The sequence below is a fragment of the Bacteroides sp. DH3716P genome (assembly GCF_025914115.1).
GTDB lineage: Bacteria > Bacteroidota > Bacteroidia > Bacteroidales > Bacteroidaceae > Bacteroides > Bacteroides ovatus.
In genome coordinates, this window is record NZ_CP083673.1 from 110,267 (window position 1) to 136,730 (window position 26,464).

Annotated in this window: 14 protein-coding genes; 8 read left to right on the forward strand and 6 right to left on the reverse strand. The window is 41.8% G+C overall.

Annotation, left to right across the window (positions count from 1 at the left end; all coding sequences use genetic code 11):
- Positions 1 to 3: 3 nt before the first annotated feature.
- From KQP79_RS00345 to KQP79_RS00370, 6 genes are all read right to left on the reverse strand, one after another.
- Positions 4 to 1,665, reverse strand: a complete 1,662-nt coding sequence (locus KQP79_RS00345) for a pectate lyase (protein ID WP_008650710.1) — start codon at positions 1,663 to 1,665, stop codon at positions 4 to 6.
- A 31-nt stretch (positions 1,666 to 1,696) separates the two neighbouring features.
- Positions 1,697 to 3,280 (reverse strand): hypothetical protein, encoded by a 1,584-nt coding sequence (locus KQP79_RS00350; protein WP_004309414.1) that lies wholly within the window; start codon positions 3,278 to 3,280, stop codon positions 1,697 to 1,699.
- A 93-nt stretch (positions 3,281 to 3,373) separates the two neighbouring features.
- Positions 3,374 to 5,002, reverse strand: a complete 1,629-nt coding sequence (locus tag KQP79_RS00355; RefSeq protein WP_004305292.1) for a pectinesterase family protein — start codon at positions 5,000 to 5,002, stop codon at positions 3,374 to 3,376.
- A gap of 84 nt (positions 5,003 to 5,086) precedes the next feature.
- Positions 5,087 to 6,964: a DUF5123 domain-containing protein gene (locus tag KQP79_RS00360; RefSeq protein ID WP_004309416.1), complete on the reverse strand. Its 1,878-nt coding sequence runs from the start codon at positions 6,962 to 6,964 to the stop codon at positions 5,087 to 5,089.
- A 15-nt stretch (positions 6,965 to 6,979) separates the two neighbouring features.
- Positions 6,980 to 8,887, reverse strand: a complete 1,908-nt coding sequence (locus KQP79_RS00365) for a RagB/SusD family nutrient uptake outer membrane protein (protein WP_004301514.1) — start codon at positions 8,885 to 8,887, stop codon at positions 6,980 to 6,982.
- Between the two features lie 25 nt (positions 8,888 to 8,912).
- The gene (locus KQP79_RS00370; RefSeq protein ID WP_061448040.1) at positions 8,913 to 12,170 is read right to left on the reverse strand and encodes a SusC/RagA family TonB-linked outer membrane protein; all 3,258 of its coding nucleotides are present in this window, start codon (positions 12,168 to 12,170) and stop codon (positions 8,913 to 8,915) included.
- A gap of 347 nt (positions 12,171 to 12,517) precedes the next feature.
- Between KQP79_RS00370 and KQP79_RS00375 the strand changes: the two genes are divergently transcribed.
- The 8 genes from KQP79_RS00375 to KQP79_RS00410 all read left to right on the forward strand — a co-directional run bounded on the left by KQP79_RS00375 (position 12,518) and on the right by KQP79_RS00410 (position 26,461).
- Positions 12,518 to 13,312, forward strand: a complete 795-nt coding sequence (locus tag KQP79_RS00375; protein WP_004301517.1) for a LiaF transmembrane domain-containing protein — start codon at positions 12,518 to 12,520, stop codon at positions 13,310 to 13,312.
- A 3-nt stretch (positions 13,313 to 13,315) separates the two neighbouring features.
- Positions 13,316 to 14,134, forward strand: coding sequence for a LytTR family DNA-binding domain-containing protein (locus KQP79_RS00380; protein WP_004309417.1), 819 nt, complete (start codon positions 13,316 to 13,318; stop codon positions 14,132 to 14,134).
- Between the two features lie 118 nt (positions 14,135 to 14,252).
- Positions 14,253 to 15,782 carry a hypothetical protein gene (locus KQP79_RS00385; protein ID WP_061448041.1) on the forward strand — a complete coding sequence of 510 codons (1,530 nt, stop codon included), beginning with the start codon at positions 14,253 to 14,255 and terminating at the stop codon, positions 15,780 to 15,782.
- Between the two features lie 397 nt (positions 15,783 to 16,179).
- Positions 16,180 to 17,061: a hypothetical protein gene (locus KQP79_RS00390; protein WP_004309419.1), complete on the forward strand. Its 882-nt coding sequence runs from the start codon at positions 16,180 to 16,182 to the stop codon at positions 17,059 to 17,061.
- A gap of 12 nt (positions 17,062 to 17,073) precedes the next feature.
- Positions 17,074 to 18,879, forward strand: coding sequence for a DUF5123 domain-containing protein (locus tag KQP79_RS00395; protein WP_004309420.1), 1,806 nt, complete (start codon positions 17,074 to 17,076; stop codon positions 18,877 to 18,879).
- Positions 18,880 to 18,913: 34 nt separating this feature from the next.
- Positions 18,914 to 21,289 (forward strand): BACON domain-containing protein, encoded by a 2,376-nt coding sequence (locus KQP79_RS00400; RefSeq protein WP_004309421.1) that lies wholly within the window; start codon positions 18,914 to 18,916, stop codon positions 21,287 to 21,289.
- Positions 21,290 to 21,325: 36 nt separating this feature from the next.
- The gene (locus KQP79_RS00405) at positions 21,326 to 24,535 is read left to right on the forward strand and encodes a SusC/RagA family TonB-linked outer membrane protein (RefSeq protein ID WP_061448042.1); all 3,210 of its coding nucleotides are present in this window, start codon (positions 21,326 to 21,328) and stop codon (positions 24,533 to 24,535) included.
- Between the two features lie 24 nt (positions 24,536 to 24,559).
- Entirely contained in the window at positions 24,560 to 26,461 is a 1,902-nt protein-coding gene (locus KQP79_RS00410; RefSeq protein ID WP_004309423.1) for a RagB/SusD family nutrient uptake outer membrane protein, read from the forward strand.
- Positions 26,462 to 26,464: the final 3 nt, after the last annotated feature.

Consider the following 26,464-nt stretch of genomic DNA (forward strand, 5'->3'; position numbering starts at 1 on the left):
AAATTATTCTATAACACTGCCACCTGTCGCACCATTTACCATGATTTCGTGCACCAGACTATTGAGATACATTTCCAGATTAGTGTACTTCCCGTTTTTGTCAATAGTCGTTTCTTTTCCATCAGCAGATTTCTTGGGATTCAAACCATATTCTTCTTCCCAGTAGTCGGGAATACCGTCACCGTCCGTATCTTTCACGTTTGCATTGGTTACAGATTTCAGAACATCGTAGGGATCACTTACTCCTAAGGCTGTGCAGACATCTTTCGGGTCGTTGATATATCCACTTTTGTTTTGTGAGTAGCCGGAAAGACCTTCCCATTTGCTGGCATCTCCCGTGCAACTTGCTTTTCTGTTTTTAACGTCGCTAATTATCAACTCGTCGACTTTATCACGATAGTTGCTGGCTCCTGCATAGCTCATCACACGTTCATAAGCCTCATCCGGCGTATGAGTTCTTACATTTCCTGTCTTAACTACCGGTGAACTTGATTTTATCTGGGTATGTTGGTTCCAAAGCTCCGTAGTTGCACAGTTTTTATTATCCATTTGTTCAAATACGCCTTTTGTCCAGTTATCATTGCTAACAGTCGTATTGCCTACCACTTTATTTCCGTCGATATAAAACTTCCCCCAAGTTTGAAGCCATTTTTTGTAAGCTTCGCCGGAGTAATTTTCCGGATATACATCCGGCTTGGCGATACGGTAAGCACGGTCTGCTTTACCGCTTTCATCGGTTCCGGGGCCTGGCTTGTAGTAGTTGTTAACGATATTCACGTGTTGCGCTTCACCACCGTAGCAGCCTTCGCCTCCCCAATTGTAGTAAACATTGTTGCGCATATCCACTCGCTCTCCATCGTTGTTGTTCAGTGCTAATGTAGTATATCGGGGACCAAGGCGTGGAACACGGCTTTCGCAATGGGCTATCAGGTTATGGTGGTAAGAGGCATAGTTTCCTCCCCAGTTACCGCCATATCCGTGAGAAGCGAATTTACCTGTGGCAGCATTGATCTTTACATCAGTCACACGTAAGGCTTGATAAGCTAAACACCATTGTACGGTAGAATTTTGCATACCATAGACAGAAAGACATTCATCGCTTCCCCAGCTTACTGAACAATGATCGATGATTACATTTTGTTTGTCACAACCTCCTAATCCGTCGCAGTCTACGTTAGAGTTTCCGGGGCGAAAACGGATGAAACGAATGATGATATTGCTGGAATTAATCGTAAATGGGTAATTGGCGATACAGATACCGCCCGGTGATGTTTGTCCGGCAATGGTCAGATCATCTTTCTGGGTTTTTAATTCCGATTTCAAATAGATGGTACCCGACACATCAAATACAATCGTTTTAGGACCGTCTTGTTTCATAGCCCAGCGCAGACTTCCGCTGATACTTCCACTGGTGTCGTCTTCAAGGCTAGTCACATGATAAACTTTTCCTCCGCGTCCTCCGGTGGTATTGCGACCGTGGCCTTCGGCGTATGGGAAAGCAAGAAGTTCTCCATAATCCAGTTGCTTGACATCAGAAGATGTCCCACCTGGATTATTTGTTCCTCCACCTGTATCATCTACAGGATCGTCGGAAGAGCATGAGGTACATAATCCTGCGATGCTGAATGCAATAGCTACATAAAATAGAGATATTTTCTGCTTCATTATCTTTTAACTGTTTGGGGATATAGACGATTTATTTGTTGGGATACAACGTTTCTACCAGACTGTTGAGGTAAACCTCCAGATTGGTATACGTTTTACTTAGAGTATATTTGGCACCGTCGGCCTTACTTTTGGGGTTCAAACCGTTGGCAGTCTCCCATTCATCAGGGATGCCGTCGCCGTCGGTGTCTTTTGGACCGGTTTCCTTTTTATATTCCGGCCAGCCACCTACATCGCTGGCTTTATCAATGAGTCCCTTTTCACTGCCATTGCTGCCGTCTGCCGTATAATCTCCGTTGCGAACGTTGGCTATGATGCGTTTATCGACATCATCATATTTTAAGGAAGCACCGGCATACTTTAATACTGATTCATAAGCTTCTTTTGCCGATTGAGTGAATTCGGATGCATCTTCGGAAATAGTAAATTCGTTACTTGACTGAAGTGCTTTTTCTCCTCCATCGGGTAAAGGAACGGCTTCTGTTGCATTGGGGTGTAACCCTTGCCAGTTGTCATTGTTTACAGAAGTAAGCAGAGATTGATATTCGGCTTTCAATTCAGGACATGTGCCATCAAAATAGTTTCCTTTCAGATAAAAAGTACCCCATATACCTTTGGTGTTTTTATTTGTACCGTCATCACCGTTAGGTTGGAAGATACGGTTTACAATATTTTTCTTGGTATTGGTAACTGGTCCGGGCTTGTAGTAGTTGTTCACGAAATTATAGCTTCCTCCTTCTCCTGCATAGCCACCATTGGTCGGTCCCCAGTTATAGAAAACATTATTTCGTAAATCGAGTTTTTCATTTTCCGGTTTCCCTGTATAGCGGCTACCGCATAAACGTGGTGTACGGCTGCTGTGGTGGGCTAATAAATTGTGGTGGAATGTAGCGGGTGATCCTCCCCATATTCCTCCGTAACCGTGATTACCTTTGGTGTGTACCGAACGATTCAAACTTTCGCTGATGATACACCATTGCATGGTAAAGTTAGTGTTATCGTAGAAAGAAGCACATTCATCAGTGCTCCAACTCATCGAACAATGGTCAATGATAATATTTTTATGTTGCTTTCCCCACAATGCATCACCGCTGTCGGCTTCTGCTTCTGTTGTAAAGTTGTCCGATCCCATGCGGAAACGCATGAAACGGATGATTACGTTGTCCGCCTGTACGGATACGGGATGTCCTTTCAGGCAAATACCGTCACCCGGTGCACTCTGGCCGGCAATCGTTACATCTCCGTTGGTTATCCTCAAGGGGCTTTTCAGTTCTATCAATCCACTTACTGCAAATACGATCGTGCGCTTTCCCGTGCGATTTAATGCGTAGCGTAATGTTCCTTGTGTTGTCTTATCGTTGTCTTCAAGCGAAGTTACTATATATACATCTCCGCCTGCTCCGCCGGTAGTATAACGACCTGCACCGTAAGCACCCGGAAAGGCATAACGCGTTTCGGCAGGTGTCTCTTCTTCACCACCTTCGTTCTCATTACCACCGTTACCGGTATTCTGTCCCGGTGTTTCATCGGTGATACTTGGGTCTTCGCTGCTGCAAGCAACCGATAGGTTGATTACACAGAAGCACAATAATCCCATTTTAATAGATTTGAGCATACAAATTATCTTTTAAAAAAATAGAGTTCTTTGTCTCATACATTATATTTGCTGATGATGTGACAAAGAACTCTTTATTAAATCTTATTGGTTTTATTCGCTTACTGTACCGTACTGGCTTACAGTTTTCACTGTATAAATATTGCTTTCGTCAGTGTTGGTCAGTGTAACGGTAGTGTCTGTCGTTTGCCCTGCATAGTTACCATTCATAAAGATGAGGTAGCCGGCAGCACCGGATACTGCATCCCATGTCAGAGTGTTTCCCGACAGATTGACATTGGTAGGTGCTGCAAGGGGAGTTTCCATATACTCTTTCGGGTTCCAGCTGTCAATAGTTATTATATTCTCATATGTATATTTAGCAGCTTCGGATGCTGTTAGCACTGAACTAGTGAAGGAAACGTTTCCGGAGGTGATTGTTTTACTTTCCGCAATCATATTTCCATTCTTGTCGATAGTGTTATATTCAGCATATAGTGTAGGTACTTGTCCACCATATCCCCAGTGTGAATCTATAATATCCATTTTCAACTTGGTGTTGATCCAGACAGTTTTCGTGGTTGTGGCTTGGGAACGTCCGAATGAGAATTTTGTATCATCACCGTTTACCGTACAATCTTTTATAACATATCCGTATTTATCGCTTTCACTGGTACGCGAAGCAGTTATAACGCTACCACCGTCATTGCCTGTATTATAGAATGTACTGTTTTCGATAAGTACATCGCCACTTCCCCAGATATAATCTGTATGACCTTCAATCCATGAGTTATAAACGTATGCACGATGAGGGGTTGTATTGTTCCAATAACGGGTCCACCATGTATCCTGGTAGGAGACAAGCAAACAGTTATTCAAAGCAAAGCGGTCTTCACGGTTTATCAAGGCTTCTGCCTGTCCGTTTTTACCTAAACCACCAGTGTGACGATTTGAGAATGCACCATAAAGATTGATGATTGAAATATTTTCAGCATAAAAGTCTGTGGCTTCAATCAACACTACTGTGTTTTGGTCTTCACTATATCCGGCTTTGCGGGCTGGTGAATTTTCGTTGAAAATAGAATAAGGCCATGAGGTAGCATTACTTGAATCATCTACACGGTTTACTGCAAACTGGATTTTAACACCATCACGGCTCTCACCGATTAAATGAACAAATGGTTTATTCTTATTGATCCGGACACATTCATTATAAGTTCCGTTGGCAATGAAGATTTTATAAGGACTGGTAGGTGGGGTAGTGATGGCGTTGATTGCAGCCTGGAGAGTAGTGTAATCACCATTCCCTTTTGAATCAACAATTGCATCGAATACTTTTCCACCGCCCGAAATTTCAGATTTGGCAGTAAAGCTTAAAAAGAAGTCTTCGTCGTAAGCTCTTCCCTGCATATCCGTTAATGCTCCGGCAGGAACTTCGAAAGTACATTCTTTGTTTTCCATACCAGAGAAGGTATAACGTACTTTTTCGTAGTTGATGGATACACGCACTACTCCTCCGTTGAAATAGATTTCTGTATCCGGAGCCTGACGCATAGCTTTGCTGAAAGTCAGTTCTACATATCCGCTCGGACCTACTACATCACCATCATTGATATTCTGTGAAATCAGAACAGGGATGCTTGTATCTTCTGCATCATCGTTGTCATTACAGGAAGCACCTGTAAGAATCAACAAGAACAGAAGTAAGTATTTACTTATTGTATTGATTGAATTTGTATTCATAATATCTGTTGCTTTTTAGAGAAGATTCTCCGTCAAGTAAATGCAAATTCCAGACTTGACGGAAAACCTTGTAGTTTTATTTAGTTATTTGTTCCAACGTTGGTCACCGACTCTGTATTCTTCAGGAACATCTGCTCCAAAAGTCAAATCTTCACTTGAACCATTAGGGAATAGCTGATCGGAAGTCAGAGGAAGACTAGTATAGTCTTTTCCCCAGTCGGGTGTAACAAATGAAAAGTCAGAAGCCTTATACAAGCCGTTTACGTTCAGGGTTGTAGCTACGGAACTTGTGTTGTAGAAAGGTTTAACTCCACCTTTGGCAAACAGGGTGTTTGATATAGTTATTGTCATGTCTTTTGTATCTCTGCAGAAAGCATCACTTGCTGACATATCATAGAATGTACAATCTTTGATTGTTATTGTACCGGGTTGTCCTGACTTGTGTCTTATGAATTGAGACGCAGAAGCTCCCTTGGATACAATAATAGAAGTGTTGGAAACCACTAAATTGAGAGTTGTTAATGTTACCTTGTCAGAAAGAAGTAATCCATAATGATTGGATGTTGCTGCTCTTCCCAATCCTTTGATGATACAGTCGTCAATAGTAACAGACATAGCATTACTTGTACTTGCATTCATACGAACGATACCACGGATATTGGTAATTGTACACGAGGTAACTTCTATTTCTTTGATGCAACCTGAAGCACCGTTTTGATAAATAAGGGTTGTATTTCCTTCATCGGTAATATTCAGATTATGGAATTCTACTTTATCACATATTCCGCTGGCACCTATGCCTTTTTTAATAGTCATATTAACCTGTCCGTCTTGACTGTCACCCCAGAAAATAAGGTGAGTCACGCCAGCAGCAATGCTTTCTTTTTCTTGTGCAAATCCTTCTGTTCCGGAAACATTGATTAATACTTTTCCTGAAAGATTATCCCAGTTGGCAAGGGCATCTTCCCATGTCATTTCAGTATACCCCGTCGGTTTACCTTTCTTAGTTGTAAAGGTGATACGAGAACATATAGAGCCGTTTGCGAAAGCATAAGCCGTATATTCCGTACTGGAAGCCAAACCTGTGATTGCCACCTTATGTGCAGCAATATCTGCTGGTGATAATTGGGTTCCTGATTCAGGTACTCCTTCGGTAGAAAGAACACAAGCATATTCATCTACATCCACCGTTTCTTCCCATGAGAATACAGCTGAATTTGCTGTTATATCACTGATGGTAGATTCGATTTCCAAACCAGGGATGGTAACAGTCTGTGAACCACGCGGATTATTTCCATTATAAATAGTAATCGTGTATTCAGTGAATGACTTCAAATTTTCAACCCATGCTTCACCTGCGGCAGCTTCTGTTGACGAAATAACACGTGAAGTTGCTTCTGTGGCACCCGTTTCCATGATTTCGAAATGATCGACTGCTAATCCGGCTTCCCATGACATACGTACTTTTCCTTGACCTTCAGGTAAGTCTTCAGTAGTTGGAATATTTAGGATAGCTTCTTCCTTAACTGAAGCAAAAGTCTTTTTATAATTTACCCAACGAGATTCCTTCTCTCCGGAAATAGACTTGATACGCATATAATAAGTCGTATTTACCGCCAGATTATCCATTGTGTAAGGTGACTGCTTGATCCGGTTGGCAGGATCATTTCCATAAACGATATTTCCATTTTCTTCTGATCCCATTGGAGTTTCGTCAGTCATCTCGTTAGGACTAATCTCGATAATGTAATAGTCGGTATTGGATGTTGAGCTCCAAGTTACTACCGCTCTGGCTACTTTACTGTCTGTTTCTATACTGATTCCGTTTTCATCAGTTCCGAAAGGACGGCTATAGGAAGAGTCAATATCCCAATCACTTTTCTCTGTACACGAAGATACAGCCAAAGAGGTCAGGAGCATGAAAGCTCCCATTCCCAATATATTTTTTATATTCTTCATCATTTTACGATTTTAAGATTAATCCGAATAACCATAAGAGTTATGTAATTTACCGTTTGAGGTAGAGATGGTTGTAGAAGCTATCGGCAATAAATAACGATTCTTCACAGCCTTGTTCAATCCGCCAGAAATACTAGGCAAGTTTACTTTCAGATTCTTTTGCTCCTTGTCACTGGTTTCAGCTCCGAAAAAGCTCTTGTTTTCATATTCTCCACCTACTTTAGCTCCAAATACGAGAGAAGTCATATCGATATACATCGGATTGTCCGTGCGATATTTATAGTTCACATACTGTGGATATGTACCATTATACACTGCATTTGTATATTCGTTTTTGAATTCGTCTATTTTTTCGCTCAACAGGTTCCAACGGATTAGGTCGAACTTACGAACACCTTCTCCTGCCAGTTCCCATGCATTTTCGTCAACAATTGCATCGAAGAAGTCTTTTCCCATTAGAGCAGTCCATGCAGCATCACGTTTGGTTGCATCGGTGAAAGCACGGTCGTGTACTTCTTTCAGGGCTGCTGTGGCTGTTAATGTACAACCTTCGGCTGTTGCACCCTTACCATAAAGTTCGTTCACAACTTCGGCATACATCAGCAATACTTGCGGATAACGCATTTTCACTACGTTGATACCGGAACAAACTTTCTGATCGCTGGCCAATACAGCTGCGTACCATTCAGAGTTTTCCATCATCTTACGATAATCCCATTTTCCACAATAAAGACCGAAAGGAGCATTTCCTAACATATATTCTTTAAATACTTTGGTGTTTTTGTCTGTAGAAAGTTGTGAAATAGCACAAGTCAGATCGCGGCGGATATCTCCTTCGCCAAATGACAGATAATAAGGAGCAGTCAGTTTCAACTTACCGGATGAGTTACCTTTCGGACCAAATAGGGAACTGGCACCGTTTATACGATATCCGATAGTATATCCCAGCTCACCACTTTTGTTTAGTCCCATTGGAATCTCGAACAGGTTTTCTTGATAAGTCTGATCTAGTTGTCCGATATTTATTAAACGCCAGTATTCTTCTACAGAAGGATTCAGTTTATGTTTTCCTGAACTGACAACAGCTGCCAGATGTTTTTCGGCCAATTCGAATAGTTCTCTACGTTTGGTATCGCTGCAACGTTGAGTAGGATAAGTAGCGTCACTGTTATCTCCGGTGATATATCCGTCTTTAGCTTGTTCGCGGATAGCATATCCGGCACGTGTCATTGCAATGTTAGCCAAGAGAGCGTGAGCATAGCCTTTGCTTACATGTTCGGTTGTATAACCGTCTTCACCAGCCCAAGGTAAATATCCGATAGCTTCCTCGAGTTCAATTATCAATTCATCCATGATATCGTCACGATCTGCCTTTCCAATGTAAACATTAGACAGGTCGCTGTTGGAAGATTCTGTTTTGAAAGGAATATCACCGAACAAGCGGATCAGATCGAAATAAATCATCGCACGCAATGTCATCGCTTCTGCACGGAATCTCATCATGCTGGTACGGGTTGCTCCTGCTTGTTGTATCAGTTGGCTATTGTTTATACCATCTACTACCAGATTCGCATTCTCGATTACTCCGTACATGGCATCCCATACTTTGGAAAGTTGTGACCATCCCGGATTAGCGTTGTAGTTCATATTACCACGTTCGCTGGACGTGTTGCTTGCATCCGTACCCAAACCGTCAATCAGTTCACAGTCGGTATTGGTTCCGGCAATGATAGGTAGGAAGTTAGAATAAGTCTGGTCTTGCGTCAGGCTGCCGTAAACTTTATTAAGTGCCAATTCTGTATAATAGGCATTATTAAAAGTTGATTCATTATCCAATTCAGACGGTGAGGTCTGATTCAGGAAGTCCGAACAGGAAGACAGGGCAATTAACCCCAGCCCCAGGAATAATGTCTTATATATTTTCATACGATCAATCTGTTTAATGTTTTAATTAGAATGTAACGTTAATACCACCCACAAATGTGCGGCTCTTAGGATAAGCGGCGTAATCTATACCCGGAGTCATCGCATTTTTCTTACTGCTTGTATCGACTTCAGGGTCTGCTCCGCTGTAGTTAGTCCAACAGAACAGGTTATATCCTGTCAGATAGATTCTCACATTCTGCATAAACGCTCTCCTTACAATTGTTTTCGGAAGAGAGTATCCGATAGTAATGTTATTCAAACGCAGGAATGAGGCTTTTTCTACTGCATAATCAGTCAGCTGCATGGTAGTAGCGCTGGCCGGATTGTACATATTGGCGTTAGCGTTTATTTCATTCAGACGTAATCCTGCTGTTGTCATGTCTCCATAGGTATTGAGGACATCTGTAGAGCTGGACGACAGGTTCAAACCAGTTTCCGGATCAATCCATGTGTAACGGTTAGACAATCTGAAATCATTGTTTAAGTTATAACCGGTTCTTGAACCTGAACGGAAAGAAGCTGCCAGTTTTGTTCCATTGACAATTACATTTCCGAGAGAGTAGTTAAAGAATACATTGAAATCGAAATTACCTACACGACCATCGAATCCAAAACCTCCGGTTGTAGGAGCGATAGTGTTACCCAAACGTTGTTTGAGAGGGTTACCATCTTTATCACATTCCAGTTTCAAACCACCCGGATAGTATTTACCACCGGTGATAGTAGGACTGTTATCTTGCATTCCGTCTTTTAATCCCCATTCGCTACCTGCCCAAACCAGTTCGCCGGTAGGGTTGGTGACAGGATCATATACAGTATAATAACCGTTTGTCTTATATCCCCAAACTTCACCCAAACGTCCGCCTTTCTCTACGCGGAAGTCTTCGTATTTGGCCATTGTACTACCTGACCAGTTACTACTTTGCCAGGGAGAGTCTGTATTCAGTTTATCAATGCGGTTGCGGTTGTAAGCAATGTTGGCATTGAAGTTCAAAGAGAAATTCTTTTTATCAAATAAAACAGCACTAACAGACAATTCTACACCTTTATTGGATGTCTGTCCGAAGTTCTTGTACTGATAGTTATATCCGGAGAGAGAAGGAATTTCAGTACGCATCAATAAGTCTCTGGTTGTATTCCAGTAAAAGTCGATAGCACCGGAGATACGATTGTTCCAGAATCCATAGTCAATACCGATGTTACGGGTGACTGTTGTTTCCCACTTCAAATCGGGGTTGTATAAGTTCGTTCCATGTTCCAACATGGTAGTGCTTTCTCCGTTGAAGAAAGGATTGCGTGCATCATTACCTCCCAAAGAGTAAGTGGTGGAAAGCAAACCGGAATTGATACGGTTGTTACCGGCAGTACCGAAGCTTAAACGTAGTTTCAAAGCTGACAGCCAGTCTTGAGTGTTACTCATGAAAGCCTCGTCAGAGATACGCCATGCCAAAGCTGCTGACGGGAAAACACCCCAACGATTTCCGGAACCGAACTTGCTCGAACCGTCTGCACGTACTGTAACAGCAAGCAAGTATTTATCCATCATAGTATAGTTCACACGACCAAAGAATGATAATATGTTTTCTTTTGCAGCAATGGTAGATTGGTTGGCTAAAGCTTTGCCCGAACCCATATTTGCTTTCATATCATCGAAATTCATAGTAACAGGGAAAGCTACAGATACATTTTCTATTGATTTCCTTTGGCTGCTGCTTACTTCATGTCCGATCAATACATTGAGTTTATCACGACCTTTGAACAGTTTTTTGTTATCATAGGTCAATGTGTTGGCATTACGCCAGCTCATCGTCTTTTCTCTCAACAGGTAGGCTTGTGGCTGACCGTTATATCCATATTTAGAATTAGATACTGCATCTACTCCCCAATACTGTTCTGTATCGTCAAACTTCCATCCATATCCGAATTCGGAACGGAATGTCCAGTTCTTGAATGGTTTCCAGTTTAAACCTACATTGTAGTTCTGGTTGAAAGTATTGCGGGTTTTATCCGTTGCAAGCAGACGTTCCAATGGAGATTTCTGTTGTGCCGAACTGTTTTCTTCGTCGTCATCACTGTATTTAAGTGAATCAACCGGACGGAATATGGTAGCATTAGCCACAGTTGAATTGGCAGCATTGGATTCATTGGTATCAGCACCACCACCTAAACCGTCAATGGTAGAGTAACTTAACCGGGCGTTAAAGTCCAGTGTCATCCATTTATTCAGTTCTGATTTAATTTTTGCATTTACATTGTCTTTTTTGAAGCCGGAATTAAGCATGATACTTTTTTCTTCATTATGGGCATAGCTGACACTATAAGTCATTTGCTTGGTTCCGCCACTTACATTAATGTTATATTGTTGCTGGTTTCCAGTACGTCCGAACATCTCGTCTTGGTAATCGGTACCATCAATAGAACGCCAAATATCCATATCGGCAAAGTTTCCATAATCCAGAGAACCGATTTCACGCTGATAAGCAACGAAATCGTAAGGACTCAAGACTTCAGTCAGTTTGGTTACCTGTTTAAAACCGAAAGAAGCACCGAAGTCTACTTGCGTTTTACCTTCTTTTCCGCTCTTGGTAGTAATGATGATTACACCATTTGCACCACGGGCACCATAAATGGCTGTGGAAGAAGCATCTTTCAATACGTCGATGCTTTGAATTTCCGAGGGAGCGATATCACTAATGCTTGAAACAGGGAAACCGTCTACAATATATAAAGGAGAGTTATCCTGTGATAGTGAACCACCACCGCGAACACGGATCTTTATATCTGCATCGGGAGAACCTTCAGTAGTAGTAACACTAACTCCGGCAAGTTTACCGGTAAGGGCTTCAGATGCACTTGCTACTGGTATAGCAGCTAAGTCTTTGGCACTAACAGAGGCTACAGAACCGGTTAAATCTCTTTTATTGACCGTACCGTAACCAATTACTACGACTTCGTCCAAAGCTTTCGAGTCGTCGACCATTTGTACATTAATTGTTTTTCTACCTTGAACGGCTACTTCTTGAGTTTTCATACCTATGTATGAAATAACCAATGTTTTTTTGCCATCAACTTTAATAGAAAAATTACCATCTAAATCTGTAATCGTACCATTGGTAGTATTACCTTTTTCTACAACAGAGGCTCCAATAACAGGCTCTCCGCTGGTGTCTTTCACGTTACCTTTTACGGTAATCGTTTGCGCAGATACGCTAAGCGATATTGCTGAAAATAGTATTAGCAATAAGGAGCGCATGTTTTTCACTTTGTTAGACATTCTTTGCATGTTTATTAATTAATGGTTGTTGTTTGATATTTCATAAAAAATCCCGATGAGAGTTCATTCATCGCTACAAAAGTATGAGAATGAAGATATAGTGATGTGCAATATTTGTTTTTCACCTCGTATTTTTTGTTTTTTAGTTTGTTGCGAGGTGTAGTTATTAGCTTTGAAGGGTGTTATTTGTGTTCTAAAGGCCGGCAAATATACGAATCAGAGATTTATAAATTGATTTTTTCACCGGTTTTTATCCGGCATTCATCGGAATTTATACCGTAAATCAACTGAAAAGCCTGTGGAAGCATAGGGAAATGATGTATCTTTGAACCATTAATCAATTAATAATAGAAACAATGGAAGAGAAACAAAATTTTCCCCGTGCTACAGGCTTTTCCGGTAAAATACTGATAGCTTTGCTTTTTATCCTTTCCGGGATTCTACTGTTTGCCCGTAATATGGGATGGATAACTTCAGAAGTATTTGATTTGATCGTATCCTGGCATTCACTCCTTATATTATTAGGTATATATGCAATGATTCGCCGCCATTTCATCGGTGGAATCATCCTTTTTCTGGCGGGTGTCTATTTTCTGATAGGAGGACTTTCCTGGTTACCGGAAAATTCACAGGCAATGGTGTGGCCCCTCGCTCTGATAATAGCAGGTGTTTTATTTATCTTCAAACCCGGCAGAAATAAGAGGGCGCAATGGGCTCGTCAGCATACAATGGAACATCGTCGGCAATGGATGAAGATGCATCAGGGTAGACCCGGCATGAACTTTGAGAGTGAGCAACAACAATCGGAATCAGTAGATGGTTTTTTGCGTTCGGAGAATGTCTGGGGAGCTGCACGTCACGTAGTACTTGATGAGTTGTTTAAAGGAGCTATGATTCGTACCTCTTTCGGGGGGACGACTATTGATCTTCGCCATACCCATATTGCACCGGGAGAAACCTATATTGATTTGGATTGCAGTTGGGGAGGAGTCGAGATTTATGTCCCGTCGGATTGGACAGTCGTCTTCAAATGCAATGCTTTCTTTGGAGGATGTGATGACAAACGCTGGCAAAATGGGAATGTAAACAAGGAGAATATATTGGTCATTCGTGGAACGCTTTCTTTCGGAGGCTTGGAAGTTAAAGACTAGCGTATGAAACCACATCCGATAATAGATTATCCATTCCGCTGGATTCCGATGCTGGTGCTGGCGTTGATTCTGGTTGCGACACAGGTGGTTTTAGTCTGTGGATATACCGGAAACGACTATCTTCCTGCTCTGGTAGATGGAGTGGCAACAATTGGTTGGCTGGCAGCCATAGCCTATTTGGCCTGGTTTGTGGTCGGTCTTGTTTCGTTGTTCCAGACGGATATAATCATGATAATCGTTGGAAGCCTGTTATGGCTGGCGGGTAGTTTTATGATCTGTGATATCATGGTGAGGATTGTAGGCATATCCTATATTCCTTTTGCGCAGACCATACCTTTCCGGTTATTGTTCGGACTGCCAACCTTGATTGCCATTACTTTATGGTATCGCCTGATTGTAACTAAAGAAGAAGTACAGAATCAGGAACTGGATAAAGAATTGGCTGCACATCAGCTAACTGTGACCGAACAACAAGGAGAACCACAGACAGAATTAATAGATCGCATTACGGTGAAAGACGGTTCCCGCATTCATCTGGTAAAGACAGACGAACTGATCTACATACAAGCCTGTGGAGATTATGTAATGTTGATAACCCCTACCGGAGAATATCTGAAAGAACAAACTATGAAATATTTTGAGACCCATCTGTCTCCTGATACTTTTGTGCGTGTGCATCGTTCTACGATTGTCAACGTAACACAAATTTCGCGGGTCGAGCTTTTTGGAAAAGAAACTTATCAGTTGTTATTGAAGACTGGCGTGAAACTTAAAGTAAGTCTTTCCGGTTACCGGTTATTAAAAGAGCGGCTGGGGATCTAAAATTTGTTCAATCTTATCATAAAAACTGATTTTTCCCCCATATCGGTCAAAAAATGAATGTCAGAATGAAAAGCTTCCACTACTTTTGTTTCCATCATCTAATAATGTGAATAAGGAAATGAAAAGAAAATTAGTTTATGTTTGTCTGCTGGCAATGGTTGCGGGAGGAATGATGTCCTTTTCCTATGACATACCCGAAAAACAGGAGACAGGCGGCCGGGAAGATCGAGTGATCTCTTTTCCCGGAGCTGAAGGACACGGTAGATACACGACAGGCGGCCGTGGTGGTAAAGTGTATCATGTGACTTCTTTGGAAGACGATGGTTCGCAGGGGACTTTACGTTGGGCTTTGAAACAAAATGGACCTAAAACGATTGTCTTTGATGTGGCAGGTACGATTCATCTGAAATCGGAATTACGAACAGGGAAAGATCATCTCACCATTGCAGGACAGACTTCTCCCGGAGGAATCTGTCTGGCTGATTATGGCTTTTCTATTAATTCTAATAATGTAATTATCCGTTTTCTTCGTTTCCGCCCCGGAGAAGCCAGTGGGAAAGAACCCGATGGGTTGGGCGGCTGTGATAAGAAAGATATTATGGTAGACCATTGCTCTGTCAGTTGGAGTGTAGATGAATGTCTTTCCGTTTATGGTATGGAAAACTCTACGGTACAATGGTGTATTGGCTCTGAAGCATTAAGAAAAGCGACTCATGTAAAAGGGGCACATGGATATGGAGGCAATTGGGGAGGACATAAAGCTTCTTATCACCATAACCTGATCGCTCACTGTGAGAGTCGCGTGCCTCGTCTGGGCCCTCGTCCTTCTACATTAGCTCTTGGCGAATGTGTTGATATCCGGAATAATGTTTTCTACAACTGGGCTGGAAACGGCTGCTATGGCGGGGAAGATCAGCATGTCAATATCGTCAATAACTATTATAAACCGGGACCGGCAACAAAACAGGCTTCCAAACAGGTGCAATATCGTATTGCCAAAGTCGGAGTTTATCCGCAAGCTTATGTTTACGTTGATGGAGAACCCAAAAAGAACTTGGCTTTTCAACCTTACCTGCAGAAATGGGGAACTTTCTATATTGATGGAAATAAGATAGAAGGTAACAACAAAGTTACTGCCGATAACTGGACGGACGGAGTCTATGCCCAGTTGAAGAATGATGAAAAAGTAGATTTCCTCTGGACAGAAGATGCCAAAGAATCTATCCGTCTGAAAGAACCTCTTGATTTTGGAGTAATCACTACTTATTCGGCTGACAAGGCTTATGAACAGGTGATGAATTATGCAGGTTGCTGTAATTATCGTGATGAAGTAGACAAACGTATCATTTCCGACACCCGGAAAGGAACGGCAACTTTCACCGGAGAAGGAAATAAACCCGGATTTATCAATAGCCCCAAAGACACAGGCGATTCTCCCTGGCCGGAATTATCAATAGCAGGTCTTTCGGCACCGGTAGATTCGGACGGTGATGGCATACCTGATGAGTGGGAAATAAAAAACAGACTTGATCCGAATAATCCCGTAGATGGAAATACAAAAACGAAAGATCCGAATGGACAATATACGAATCTTGAGGTATATTTGAATAGTTTGGTGCAACATATAGTCGATGCACAGAACAAATAGGTAATCAGCAATTCCCCGTTCAATGCGGAGAATTTAGATGATATGCCCTTCAGGTGTTTTATGATAACATTTGAAGGGCATATCTTTTTTGTGCATGGCTATACCAGAGGGGCACTTTTTTACCCCAGTCCGTTTTTTACTCCTTTTCTACTAAATCTTACTCTATCTTCTCTTGCTTAATCCTCAATTTTGCACTGGTGAAAGAACAAAGAATTCACTCTAGCGAAAAACATCATTAATGTACAATGAAAATCTAAACAGAATGAGAAACATGAATTTATTATTCCGGAGTATGAATTCTCCTTGAAAAGCGACCCTGTTCTTTGGGTGAAAAGGACCATAAAAAGGTGGTTGTATTTTTATATTGTATATCTTTAAACTGTATAAACTAATATTTATGAGACATCTAACAAGAATTTTATTTTTATTATTTCTCACCTTTTTCTCTTGTTCACAGCAGGTGGAGGATGGATGGGAGTCTGATGAGTTACCTTGTGAGCACGAAACGCATCCTGTAAGCGTTAGTTTTAGCCGTGCAAGTCTTGAAACCTTTACCGAAGAAGGCATAACGGAGATTGGCATTTATGCGTATCTGAAAGATTCTATGGTATATGGAAAGAATCTTTCTTTAAATGATGGAAACTTACAAATAGATCTTCCTCTCGGAGAAAATCTGCAAACTTTCGCTGTAGCAAATGCGGATCATCTGACCGATGTAGACAGCCTCTCTAAAGTAGTAGTGTATCAAGATATCTATGCACAAAAACAGGTGTATATTTCAGATGTTGTAGATCTGACCTCAGACTATTCTGTCAGTAATCTAAGTCTGGAACTGAAACGTTTGGTTGGACAAGCTACATTCCAGCCTAGAGAAACTGCAGATGAACTCAATGCTATTACTCGGTTTGACCAGTTGAATGTCACTTTTACGAATGTCGGTGTCGCCTATAAAGTAAAGACCGGTGCATGTGTTCAACAGGATATAACGATTAGTGTGGATCGGGCTGCAGGCTTTAGTGCATCTGTTTATTCGTTTCCAACAATCAATGCAGACTTAAGAACGTCGGTAGATGTGGTATATTTGAAAGGCGGAGAAGAAGTAAACCGCACAAATAGTCCGCTTGATACAGGCATTGCCTTTGAATCGTCCAAACATTCTATAGTCTATATGCCTATATTAGAGGAAGCGTATTTACAAAATTCGTGGACTCGTAGTCTGGTCATGAGGAAAACTGATATGTTCCCCCAACCATTTACAATAGAAGAATCTGAATTTTAAAACAGGAGTCTTATGAGAAAAAATATAATTTATTCTTTAGTGGGATTGGCACTTCTGCTGGGTACGTATGCTTGCTCTGATGATGATAAGTATTCGACTTCAGTAGTAAATCAAATTGAACTATTTTTGGATGATGAACCGTGGGCAGTGAATACAGGATTGTCAACCAAACCTCTTTTTATATATAAAGATAACGGAGAGTATTTTGCTAATTATACCTCACATTATCGTTTCCAGTTACCTAATGGAAAATATAGGATTTTGTCAACAACACAGACAGATTCGATTCCTTGCCCGAGTAATTTGAATGATATTGTTATTCGGCAAGACCCGGCTGCAAAAGTGAAGTATGCTATTTCAGCTCCTGTGGAATACAGTTCCCCATTCAATGATCCGTTGAGTATTCGTATGTATAACCGGACAGGAGTGATCCGTCTGAAAGCTACAGATAAAAAAGCGGATAAGAGATATTCAACGGTACGCGCTGTGCTTTCATGTCCGATTTCCGGTTATAAAGTATCAGATGCCAGATTCATAGAAACGCCGATAGAAATTATCCGCGATAAAGCTACCAGCAGTGGTGGTGTGAATTATACAGATGATATGGTGTTGTTTGAGACACGGACGATAGGAAAAGAGATAGGTATTCGCATTGATTATTTGGATCAGCATAATAATGTGGTGCAGTCGAAAACTATTGATGGTACATTCCCTATATTGCCCGATGATACTACACAGGTGGCTTTTGCTCTTAATAACGCCGACGAACCGATGATTCAGGATTATAAAGTGACGATAGCGTCGGAAGGATGGGATGAAGAAGAAATAAATCCGGAAGCCCCGATGAGAATACCGGATGGATATAGATATGTGAATCCGGAAGAGAATCTGGAACAGATATGCAAAGCGTTGATGGCGGATGTGACTGTAACTGAAGTGAAGCTGTTCTTGAAAGCAGGGGGAGAGTATAAGTTGGGAAGACAGACTGATTTTGGAAAGAGTCTCTATATTGTAGGACAGAAACCGATAAATGGACAAGAACTGGCCCATATGGAAATGGGTAATATGAGCATATCTACCGGTGATAACAAAATTGATGCTGTTCATTTTGAAAACCTGAATATAAAAACGACAGACTCGGATTTTTTCAAGTTCAAAAATCAACATTTCCATGTGAAAGAGATTTCGCTGAAAGGGTGTGATATTAATGATTTGGGACGCACGATGTGGTATCAGGAAGTAAATGCCAAACTGGCACAAACTGTTGATAACCTTATTATTGAAGATTGCCGTTTCTTCGGCTTAAATTCAGGTAGCAGCGGATTGTTTGGGTTGTCTACTAAACAGGATGCTCCTATTTACAATATTGTGTTCAGAAATTCTACATTCCATGCAAATAATCTGACTAAAGCATTGATAACAGGTTTGAGTTCCATGACCGGTGATTTGAGTATAGCCATAGAGAATTGTACGTTCATCGGAATGGCACCTGTAGGTATGACATTCTTTGATTTGTCGCCGAAGAATACCAGCAGTTTCACATTGACAGTTAAGAATAATCTGTTCAGTGGCATATCCGAAGAAGGAAGTGGTACTTGGTTTAATTTGAGAAATGTAACAGGCAGAACATTTGCAGACAATTATCATACGCAGGGTTTCGTCATGAATACTTGGGGAGTAAACGATAATGAACTTCCGGCTGAAACAACTTCAATGAGTGCACTCTTTACGGATGTTGAGGGAAGGGATCTGACTATTAAGGACAAGAGTTCGGAAGTATATACCAAAGGAATCGGTGATCCGCATTGGATTAAATAATAGTTAAAGTATAAACGAATAAATTATATAGGATATGAGATCATTTCTAATCATATTATTGGCAGGATTGCTTGGGGCTTGTAGTTCGGATGACGAAAAGAACGAAGCAGCATTAGCTAATAACTTGGAAGTATCAAAGAATGAGGTGAAACTCACCAACGTAGGAGGTTCTTTTACTATCAATGTGACTGCAACCGGCGATTGGACAGCTAAAGTCACAGAAAGTAATAGTAGCTGGCTGACTCTTTCGAAAGAAAGTGGAAATGGAAACGGCGATCTTCGTTTATTCTTCACTGAAAACACAGATGACGCGAAGCGTGAAAGTAAGATTAAGGTTACTTTGACGAATGTTAATACGACGATTGAACAGGAAATCTCTGTAGAACAACTGGGTACTGATCCGGATATTTTGCTGGATTATTCAAAGGAAGTGATTCCATTTTTAGGAACTACTCTGATTTGTCAGGTTGTATCCAATGTGGCATGGAAAATAGAGATTGACGATCAAACCGACTGGATCAAGGAAGTCGATCAGTCTGCACAGGAGAGCCGTAGTTTTGTGACAGATAATGTTCACTTTGCTATTGCATTGAACGTGGCAGCGGAGAGAAGAGGGAATATCGTATTTAAGACAGTGGGTGATTACATCATGAGTAAGACTGTGGAGATTGTTCAGGAAGGAGTCAAAACGACTCTGGAAGTAGAGCAGGATGAATATATTATTCCTTATAAGTGTAAGGCACTAACTATTCCCGTCACTCAAGAATATGCAATAGAATATACGATGACTTCAACCGAACCCTGGATTACTTTGGATAAGGAAGCTTCGACAGAAGATGCAATCGTACTGAAAATACAAGATAATACAGATCGTTTTCCACGCACTTCTTCTGTGATCATAAAGAACAGCGTGTTGGAACAGAAGATAGAGATTTTTCAGTATGGTAAACCTGATACGAGTATTGGTGACGACCCATCGGCCGGACAACTTTTGGCTTTCCCCGGTGCGGAGGGAGGTGGACGTTTTACAACCGGAGGCCGTGGCGGTGAAATCTATCGGGTTACTAATTTGGAAGATTATGGCAAAAATGAAACTCCCATCAAAGGAAGTCTGCGTTATGGAATCGAGAAGTCCGACCAGCCTCGGAATATCATCTTTGATGTTTCGGGTATCATAGAACTGAAGCGTGGATTGTTTTTAGTAGATCATCCCAATGTAAGTATCTTGGGACAGACAGCTCCGGGCGATGGTATCACGTTGAAGAACTATAATTTCTCTTTTAATCTGTCGGCAGACAGCAAAGAAATGAATGCAATTATTCGTTTCTTACGTTGCCGTCCCGGTGACAAATACGAGGATTATGCCGAAGATGCTATTGGAGGAAGATATTTCACGAATGCGATTGTCGATCATGTTACTGCCAGTTGGGGAGTTGATGAAACTCTGTCTTTCTATGGTTGTCAGAATTTTACTGCGCAGTGGTGTATGTCAACAGAGAGCTTGAATAATTCCAATCATGCCAAAGGAGCTCATGGGTATGGAGCGATGTTTAGTGGTGATAATGCTTCTTACCATCATATTCTGATGGCACATCATAGTAGCCGTGCTCCCCGAATTTCTGATATGCCGGAACCCGGAACCCAAGGAGCCGGTGACCATATCGGATATTTTGATGTACGAAACAATGTCTATTATAACTGGAGTGAAGCCGGATTTGGCTGTTATGGTGGAAAATATGGAACGTTCAATATTGTCAACTGCTATTATAAAGCAGGACCGGCTACCGGAACAGGAAGTATGTCCTGGAGAGTTCTGTCAAGTGATCCTACCGCCAGAGCATATATCGAGGGCAACCATGTGACTGCCAGTGCAGAAGTTACGGCAGATAACTGGACGAATGGAATCTGGAGTCAATTTTGGCGCGATTTGCATCCTACAGAAGAAGAAATGCATGCAATGAGAATGGCGGAACCGCAGCCATTTAGTAAGGTGACCAGCCATACACCCGAGCAAGCCTATGAAAAGGTATTGCAATATGCCGGCGCCTCTTTGCGCAGAGATATTATTGATCAACGTATCGTGAAAGAGGTCAGAGAAGGTACTTCTACATGGACTGGTTCGAAGGATGAAAAACCGCGCCCTGGAATTATTGATACGGTGGGGGATACAGAAGGATATCCTGAAGTTAAATCGTTGAAAGCCTGGCCAGATACGGATGGCGATGGAATTCCTGATATTTGGGAAGAAGCTTACGGACTTGATCCGAATAATCCGGATGATGCTGCACAGATAAGTACGTCAGTAGATCCCAACGGGCGTTATTCCAATCTGGAAGTTTATTTTCATAACCTGGTTCAGCATATTGTTTACAATCAGAATCTGGGCGGTCAGGTTATCGAGAAGAAATAGTAAACCGTATATTTTGTAACAAAAAACTTTAGTATAATGAATAAACTAATTATAAGTATATTCACCCTGTTATTGGTGGCGGTCAGTGGTTTTGCACAGACCGTAACCGGTACGGTGACAGATAACTACGGGCCGGTAATAGGTGCCGCAGTAATGGTGCAAGGCACAAAAATAGGTACTACTACCGATATGGACGGAAACTTTACACTGACCAATGTTCCTGATGTGAATAAAGCTGTGTTGACTATCCGTTATGTCGGAATGAATGAAGTGAAAGAACCGTTGAAAGGACGTACTTCCGGAATTCATATTCAGATGACGGAAGCCGTCGGACAACTGGATGATGTGGTCGTAATCGGTTATGGTACACAGAAAAGAGGAAATCTGACTGGTTCGGTATCGAGTGTATCGGGCAAGGTTCTCGAAAAAGTACCGACTGCTTCCGTTGCAGAGGCTATTGTCGGTAAAATGCCGGGTGTGCAGGTGACAGCAGTGGATGGTTCACCGGATGCGGAAATTAAAATATTGGTGCGTGGTGGAGGTTCGATCACGCAGGACAACAGTCCGCTGATTTTGGTAGACGGATTTGAAGTGGGGAGTTTAAATGATATTCCACCGACAGATGTAGAGTCCATCGATGTCTTGAAAGATGCTGCTTCTACGGCAGTTTATGGAGCTCGCGGTGCTAATGGTGTCATTCTGGTGACTACCAAACAAGCAAAGGAAGGACGCGTATCTATCAATTTGAATACTTACTTGCAGACAAGCACATTATCAAACAAGCTGGACGTGATGGATCCCTACGAATATGTTTTGATGCAATATGAGAATGCCCGTCAAAAGAATTCCATACCCGACGATTTCTTTAATAAGTATGGACAAGCATATGAATTCTATATTTATCAGGGAGATAAAGGAACGGACTGGCAGGATGAAATTTTTGGAACGAATCCGGTATCTAAATATGTAGACCTTAGTATCAATGGCGGTACAGAGAAAACGAAGTATAAAGTGGCATTTATCCATCAAGACCGTCCTAGTGTGATGGTGGGGAACGGGTTGAAACAGAACAACCTGAATGTGAGTCTGAATACCCAGCTCTTTAAATTCCTGACTTTTGAATACCGCACCCGTTTGTTGCATAAAGAAGTGGACGGTTCCGGTACGGATGGGGTGAGTCTTTTGGATGCACTCCGTCAGGCACCTACTGAAGGATTGGATGAATATATGAAATTGCCGGAAGATGATACTTATTATGACCCTGATTTATTGGATGAGATAACCCGCTTTAACCCGAAAGAAGAATCTGAAAAGAATTATAAGAAAAGAATTAATAAGTCTCTCAATACGATAGGTGCTCTGACTTGGAATATAATGAAAGGCATGACTTTCCGTACGGAATTCGGCTTTGAAAATAATGCAGAGGAGTCTCGACGTTTTTGGGGCACTGATACATCTAACGCCAAGAATAATAATAACCAGCCAATGGCTGAGTGGAGTATGTCTCAAGGTTCCAAATGGCAATTATCCAATGTGTTTAACTACAACTTTATGTTGGATGATACGCATGATATCCAATTGATGGTCGGACAAGAAATGAAGAGTTCCCAATCCAGCCGTAAGACCTATACTACCCGCTATTTTCCGGTGAATACAACTGCGGAAAAGGCATTTGATAACCTGTCTTTGGGTACTCCTTACGAAAATAAGTCTTCTGCCGGTTCGCCCACACGCATTTCTTCTTTTTTCGGTCGTGCTTACTATGGATATAAGGATAAATATCTCGCTACTGTGACCTTGCGTGCCGATGGTTCATCGAAGTTTGCTTCAGGCAATCGTTGGGGATTTTTCCCGGCAGCGGCTGTTGCATGGCGTATGTCTAATGAGGACTTTTTGAAAGAGAGTGAAGTGGTGTCGAATCTTAAATTGAGAGTAAGTTATGGTGCTTCTGGAAATGACCGTATCTCTTCCGATATTTATCAGAAATTGTATGGTATCAGCAGCAGCCGGCCTGCGGGTTGGGAAGAAACGAGCCGGTACTATTATCAATTTTATAACACGAAAGAACTGTATAATCCCCATGTAAAATGGGAGACTACCATTACCCGTAACCTTGCCGTTGACTTCGGCTTTTTCAGAGAACGGTTAAGCGGATCATTGGAATTCTATTGGAACACGGTGAAAGACTTACTGCTTTCTTCTACTATTCCCGGCTATACAGGCTACACACATCTTATGGAGAATGTGGGGCAGACTTCAAACCGAGGGGTTGAGTTGTCTCTGACCGGTTATATCATGGACCGTCCGGACTTTACATTGAACGCGACGTTTAATATCGGTCGTAATAAAAACAAGATCGACAAACTGGCAAGGGGTGAAAAGGAAATGGTGCTTTCTTCTGGCTGGGCTGGCTCTCAACTCTTGAATTCAGATGATTATCGTGCCTACGTAGGAGGTACTACCGGTTTGATCTATGGATTTGTGAATGACGGTTTCTATACAGTGGATGATTTCAAGCCATTTGATTCAAAATCCAGAACATGGACATTGAAAGACGGAGTCGTAAACTCCAGCCCGTTGTCCGGTGACCCGCGTCCGGGTAATGCCAAATTTAAAAAACTCACTCCGGTGGATGAAAATAGTGCCAACCCGTATACGTTGACGGATGACGACCGTACTGTGATCGGTAATACTACTCCGAAGTTTTCGGGAGGATTTGGATTAAATGCAACTTTTAAAGGTTTTGATGTAAGTGCATTCTTTAATTTCATGTATGATTTCGATGTGTTCAATGCTAATAAAGTAATGATGACTACATGGGCAAGCAATAATTACAACAATTTCAGTATGGATATTTCTGCTGCGAAGCGTTGGCGTAATTTTGACGATATGGGTAATGAAATTCGTTACAGTCCGGAAATTCTTGCAGAGTTTAATAAGAATGCGACGATGTGGAATCCGACTTCTATCGGACGTCCCATTGCAATGTCATATGCAGTGGAAGACGGTTCTTTCCTGCGTCTCAATACGGCTACTATCGGCTATACACTGCCACGTGCATGGACCAATAAAGTGGGTTTGAGCAGAGTACGTTTCTATGCGTCAGGTTACAACCTCTTTACGATTACCGGATATAGCGGTTATGATCCGGAGGTAGATATTGCTACCGGATTAACGCCGAATATCGATAATAACAGATATCCGAGAAGCCGCACATACACGTTCGGTGTGCAATTGACCTTTTAATAAACTAACTAAAATGAAAGAACAATGAATAAGAAGTTATTATATTCAACCATAGCCTGCGCGATGCTCTCTTTCACATCTTGTAATGACTTTCTGGATGTGGAGCCTCCTTCAGGATTTACCCCCGGATATGTTTTTACTTCAGAAGAGGAAGCCAAAGCCTTGATGACTAAAATGTATTCTGCAATGACAGAAGACGGTATGTATGGCAGTACGCTTGCCAACAGCCTGAATACGAATACGGATGTAGAAATGTCTTCCTTTAAGAATAATACCGTAGCGGCCACCGGTGCGGATATCGGTTGTTTCGATTCCAAACCCTACTGGAATACGTTGAATAGTACATGGAACAATATGTATTCCGTGATCAATTATGCGAACGACTTCCTGCATGAAATGGAAAATTCCTCTTTGTTCTCCTTACAGATAAAAGAGGAGGGACCGACTGAAATACAACAGATGTACGGAGAGGTGAAAACACTTCGTGCGATGCTTTATCTGGATTTGATTCGTACATGGGGAGATGTCGTCTTTGTGACCGAACCTTCGAAATCCACAGATGATTTCTTTTCAGTCGGTGTGACGGAACGGAACAAGATACTGGAATACCTGATTGACGAGTTGATTGATGTAGAGCCGATGATGAAATATGCCGCCGATCTGGATTACGGGGTAGAGCGTGCTTCCCGCGAATATTGCCAGGCACTTATCGGACAACTGGCTTTGTATCGTGGAGGATGGTCTTTACGTCCCGATAAAGAGAATCCGGACAACGTGGGATATATGGAACGTGGTGACAATTTCGAGCATTATTATGATATCGCTATCACCTATCTGGGTAAAGTAATCAAGGAAAACAAGCATGATTTGAAACAGAGTTACGAAGAACTTTGGTACAATGAATGCAATTGGACGACGGCGAATAATGACGATGTGATTTTTGCTATCCCTATGCTGAAAAGTGTGACCAGCCGTTACGGGTATAATGTAGGTGTAACGATTGCCGGTGACAAGCACGAGTACGGAAGTGCCAGCAATTATCTGCATTATTGTGGTACGTATATGTTTACATTTGATGGGGATGATTTGCGTCGTGACGTTACGTGTGCTCCTTACAAATACGATAAGAACCTGAATCAGGAGATGGATATGGGAATCGCCGGCATGGGAGTAGGTAAATGGTCGAAACTTAAAATGAAGTCTCCGTTAGGCTCTTCCAGTGGTGCGGGAACGGGTATCAATAGCATACGCATGAGGTTTGCAGATGTGTTGTTGATGTATGCTGAAGCGGTGAACGAGCGGTTCGGACCGCGTGATGATGCAAAGGAAGCGATGAAGAGGGTAAGGCGGCGTGCGTTTGATTCTTCTTTGTGGGCTTCGAAAGTAGAATCTTACGTAGAAAGCCTGAATAGTGAAGACGATTTCTTCAAAGCAATCATGGACGAACGAAAATGGGAATTTGGGGGTGAAAGTATCCGTAAATATGACTTGGCCCGTTGGAATAAGTACAGTGAGGTGATCTATAATCTCTATTTTGAAATGATTAATTGGGGGTTGGTTGCCAATGGTACCTATATACCGGGTATTGATAAAGTACCTGAAAATATTTATTATAAGTCAGTCCCTGATCCGGAACATCCGGACAGAACCATTCTGGATATAGTCGGCATTGAGAAAGAAGAATTCGGAACGGGTAAACCTGCCGGTTATCAAACGTTGGCATACGCTATTGGATGGAGAGTCCTGAACTCGGAAACGCAGCAATTTGAGACCTTGAAAGAGATTTCCTGGAGTTTCAGAGGATTTATCAATCTGAATAACGACAAGAGTGTGAAACCTTCTGATCCGTTGAGATATTTGTGTCCTTATCCTTCACAAGTAATTACAGACCATAGAGGGGCTATTCAAAACTATTATGGATATTAACCA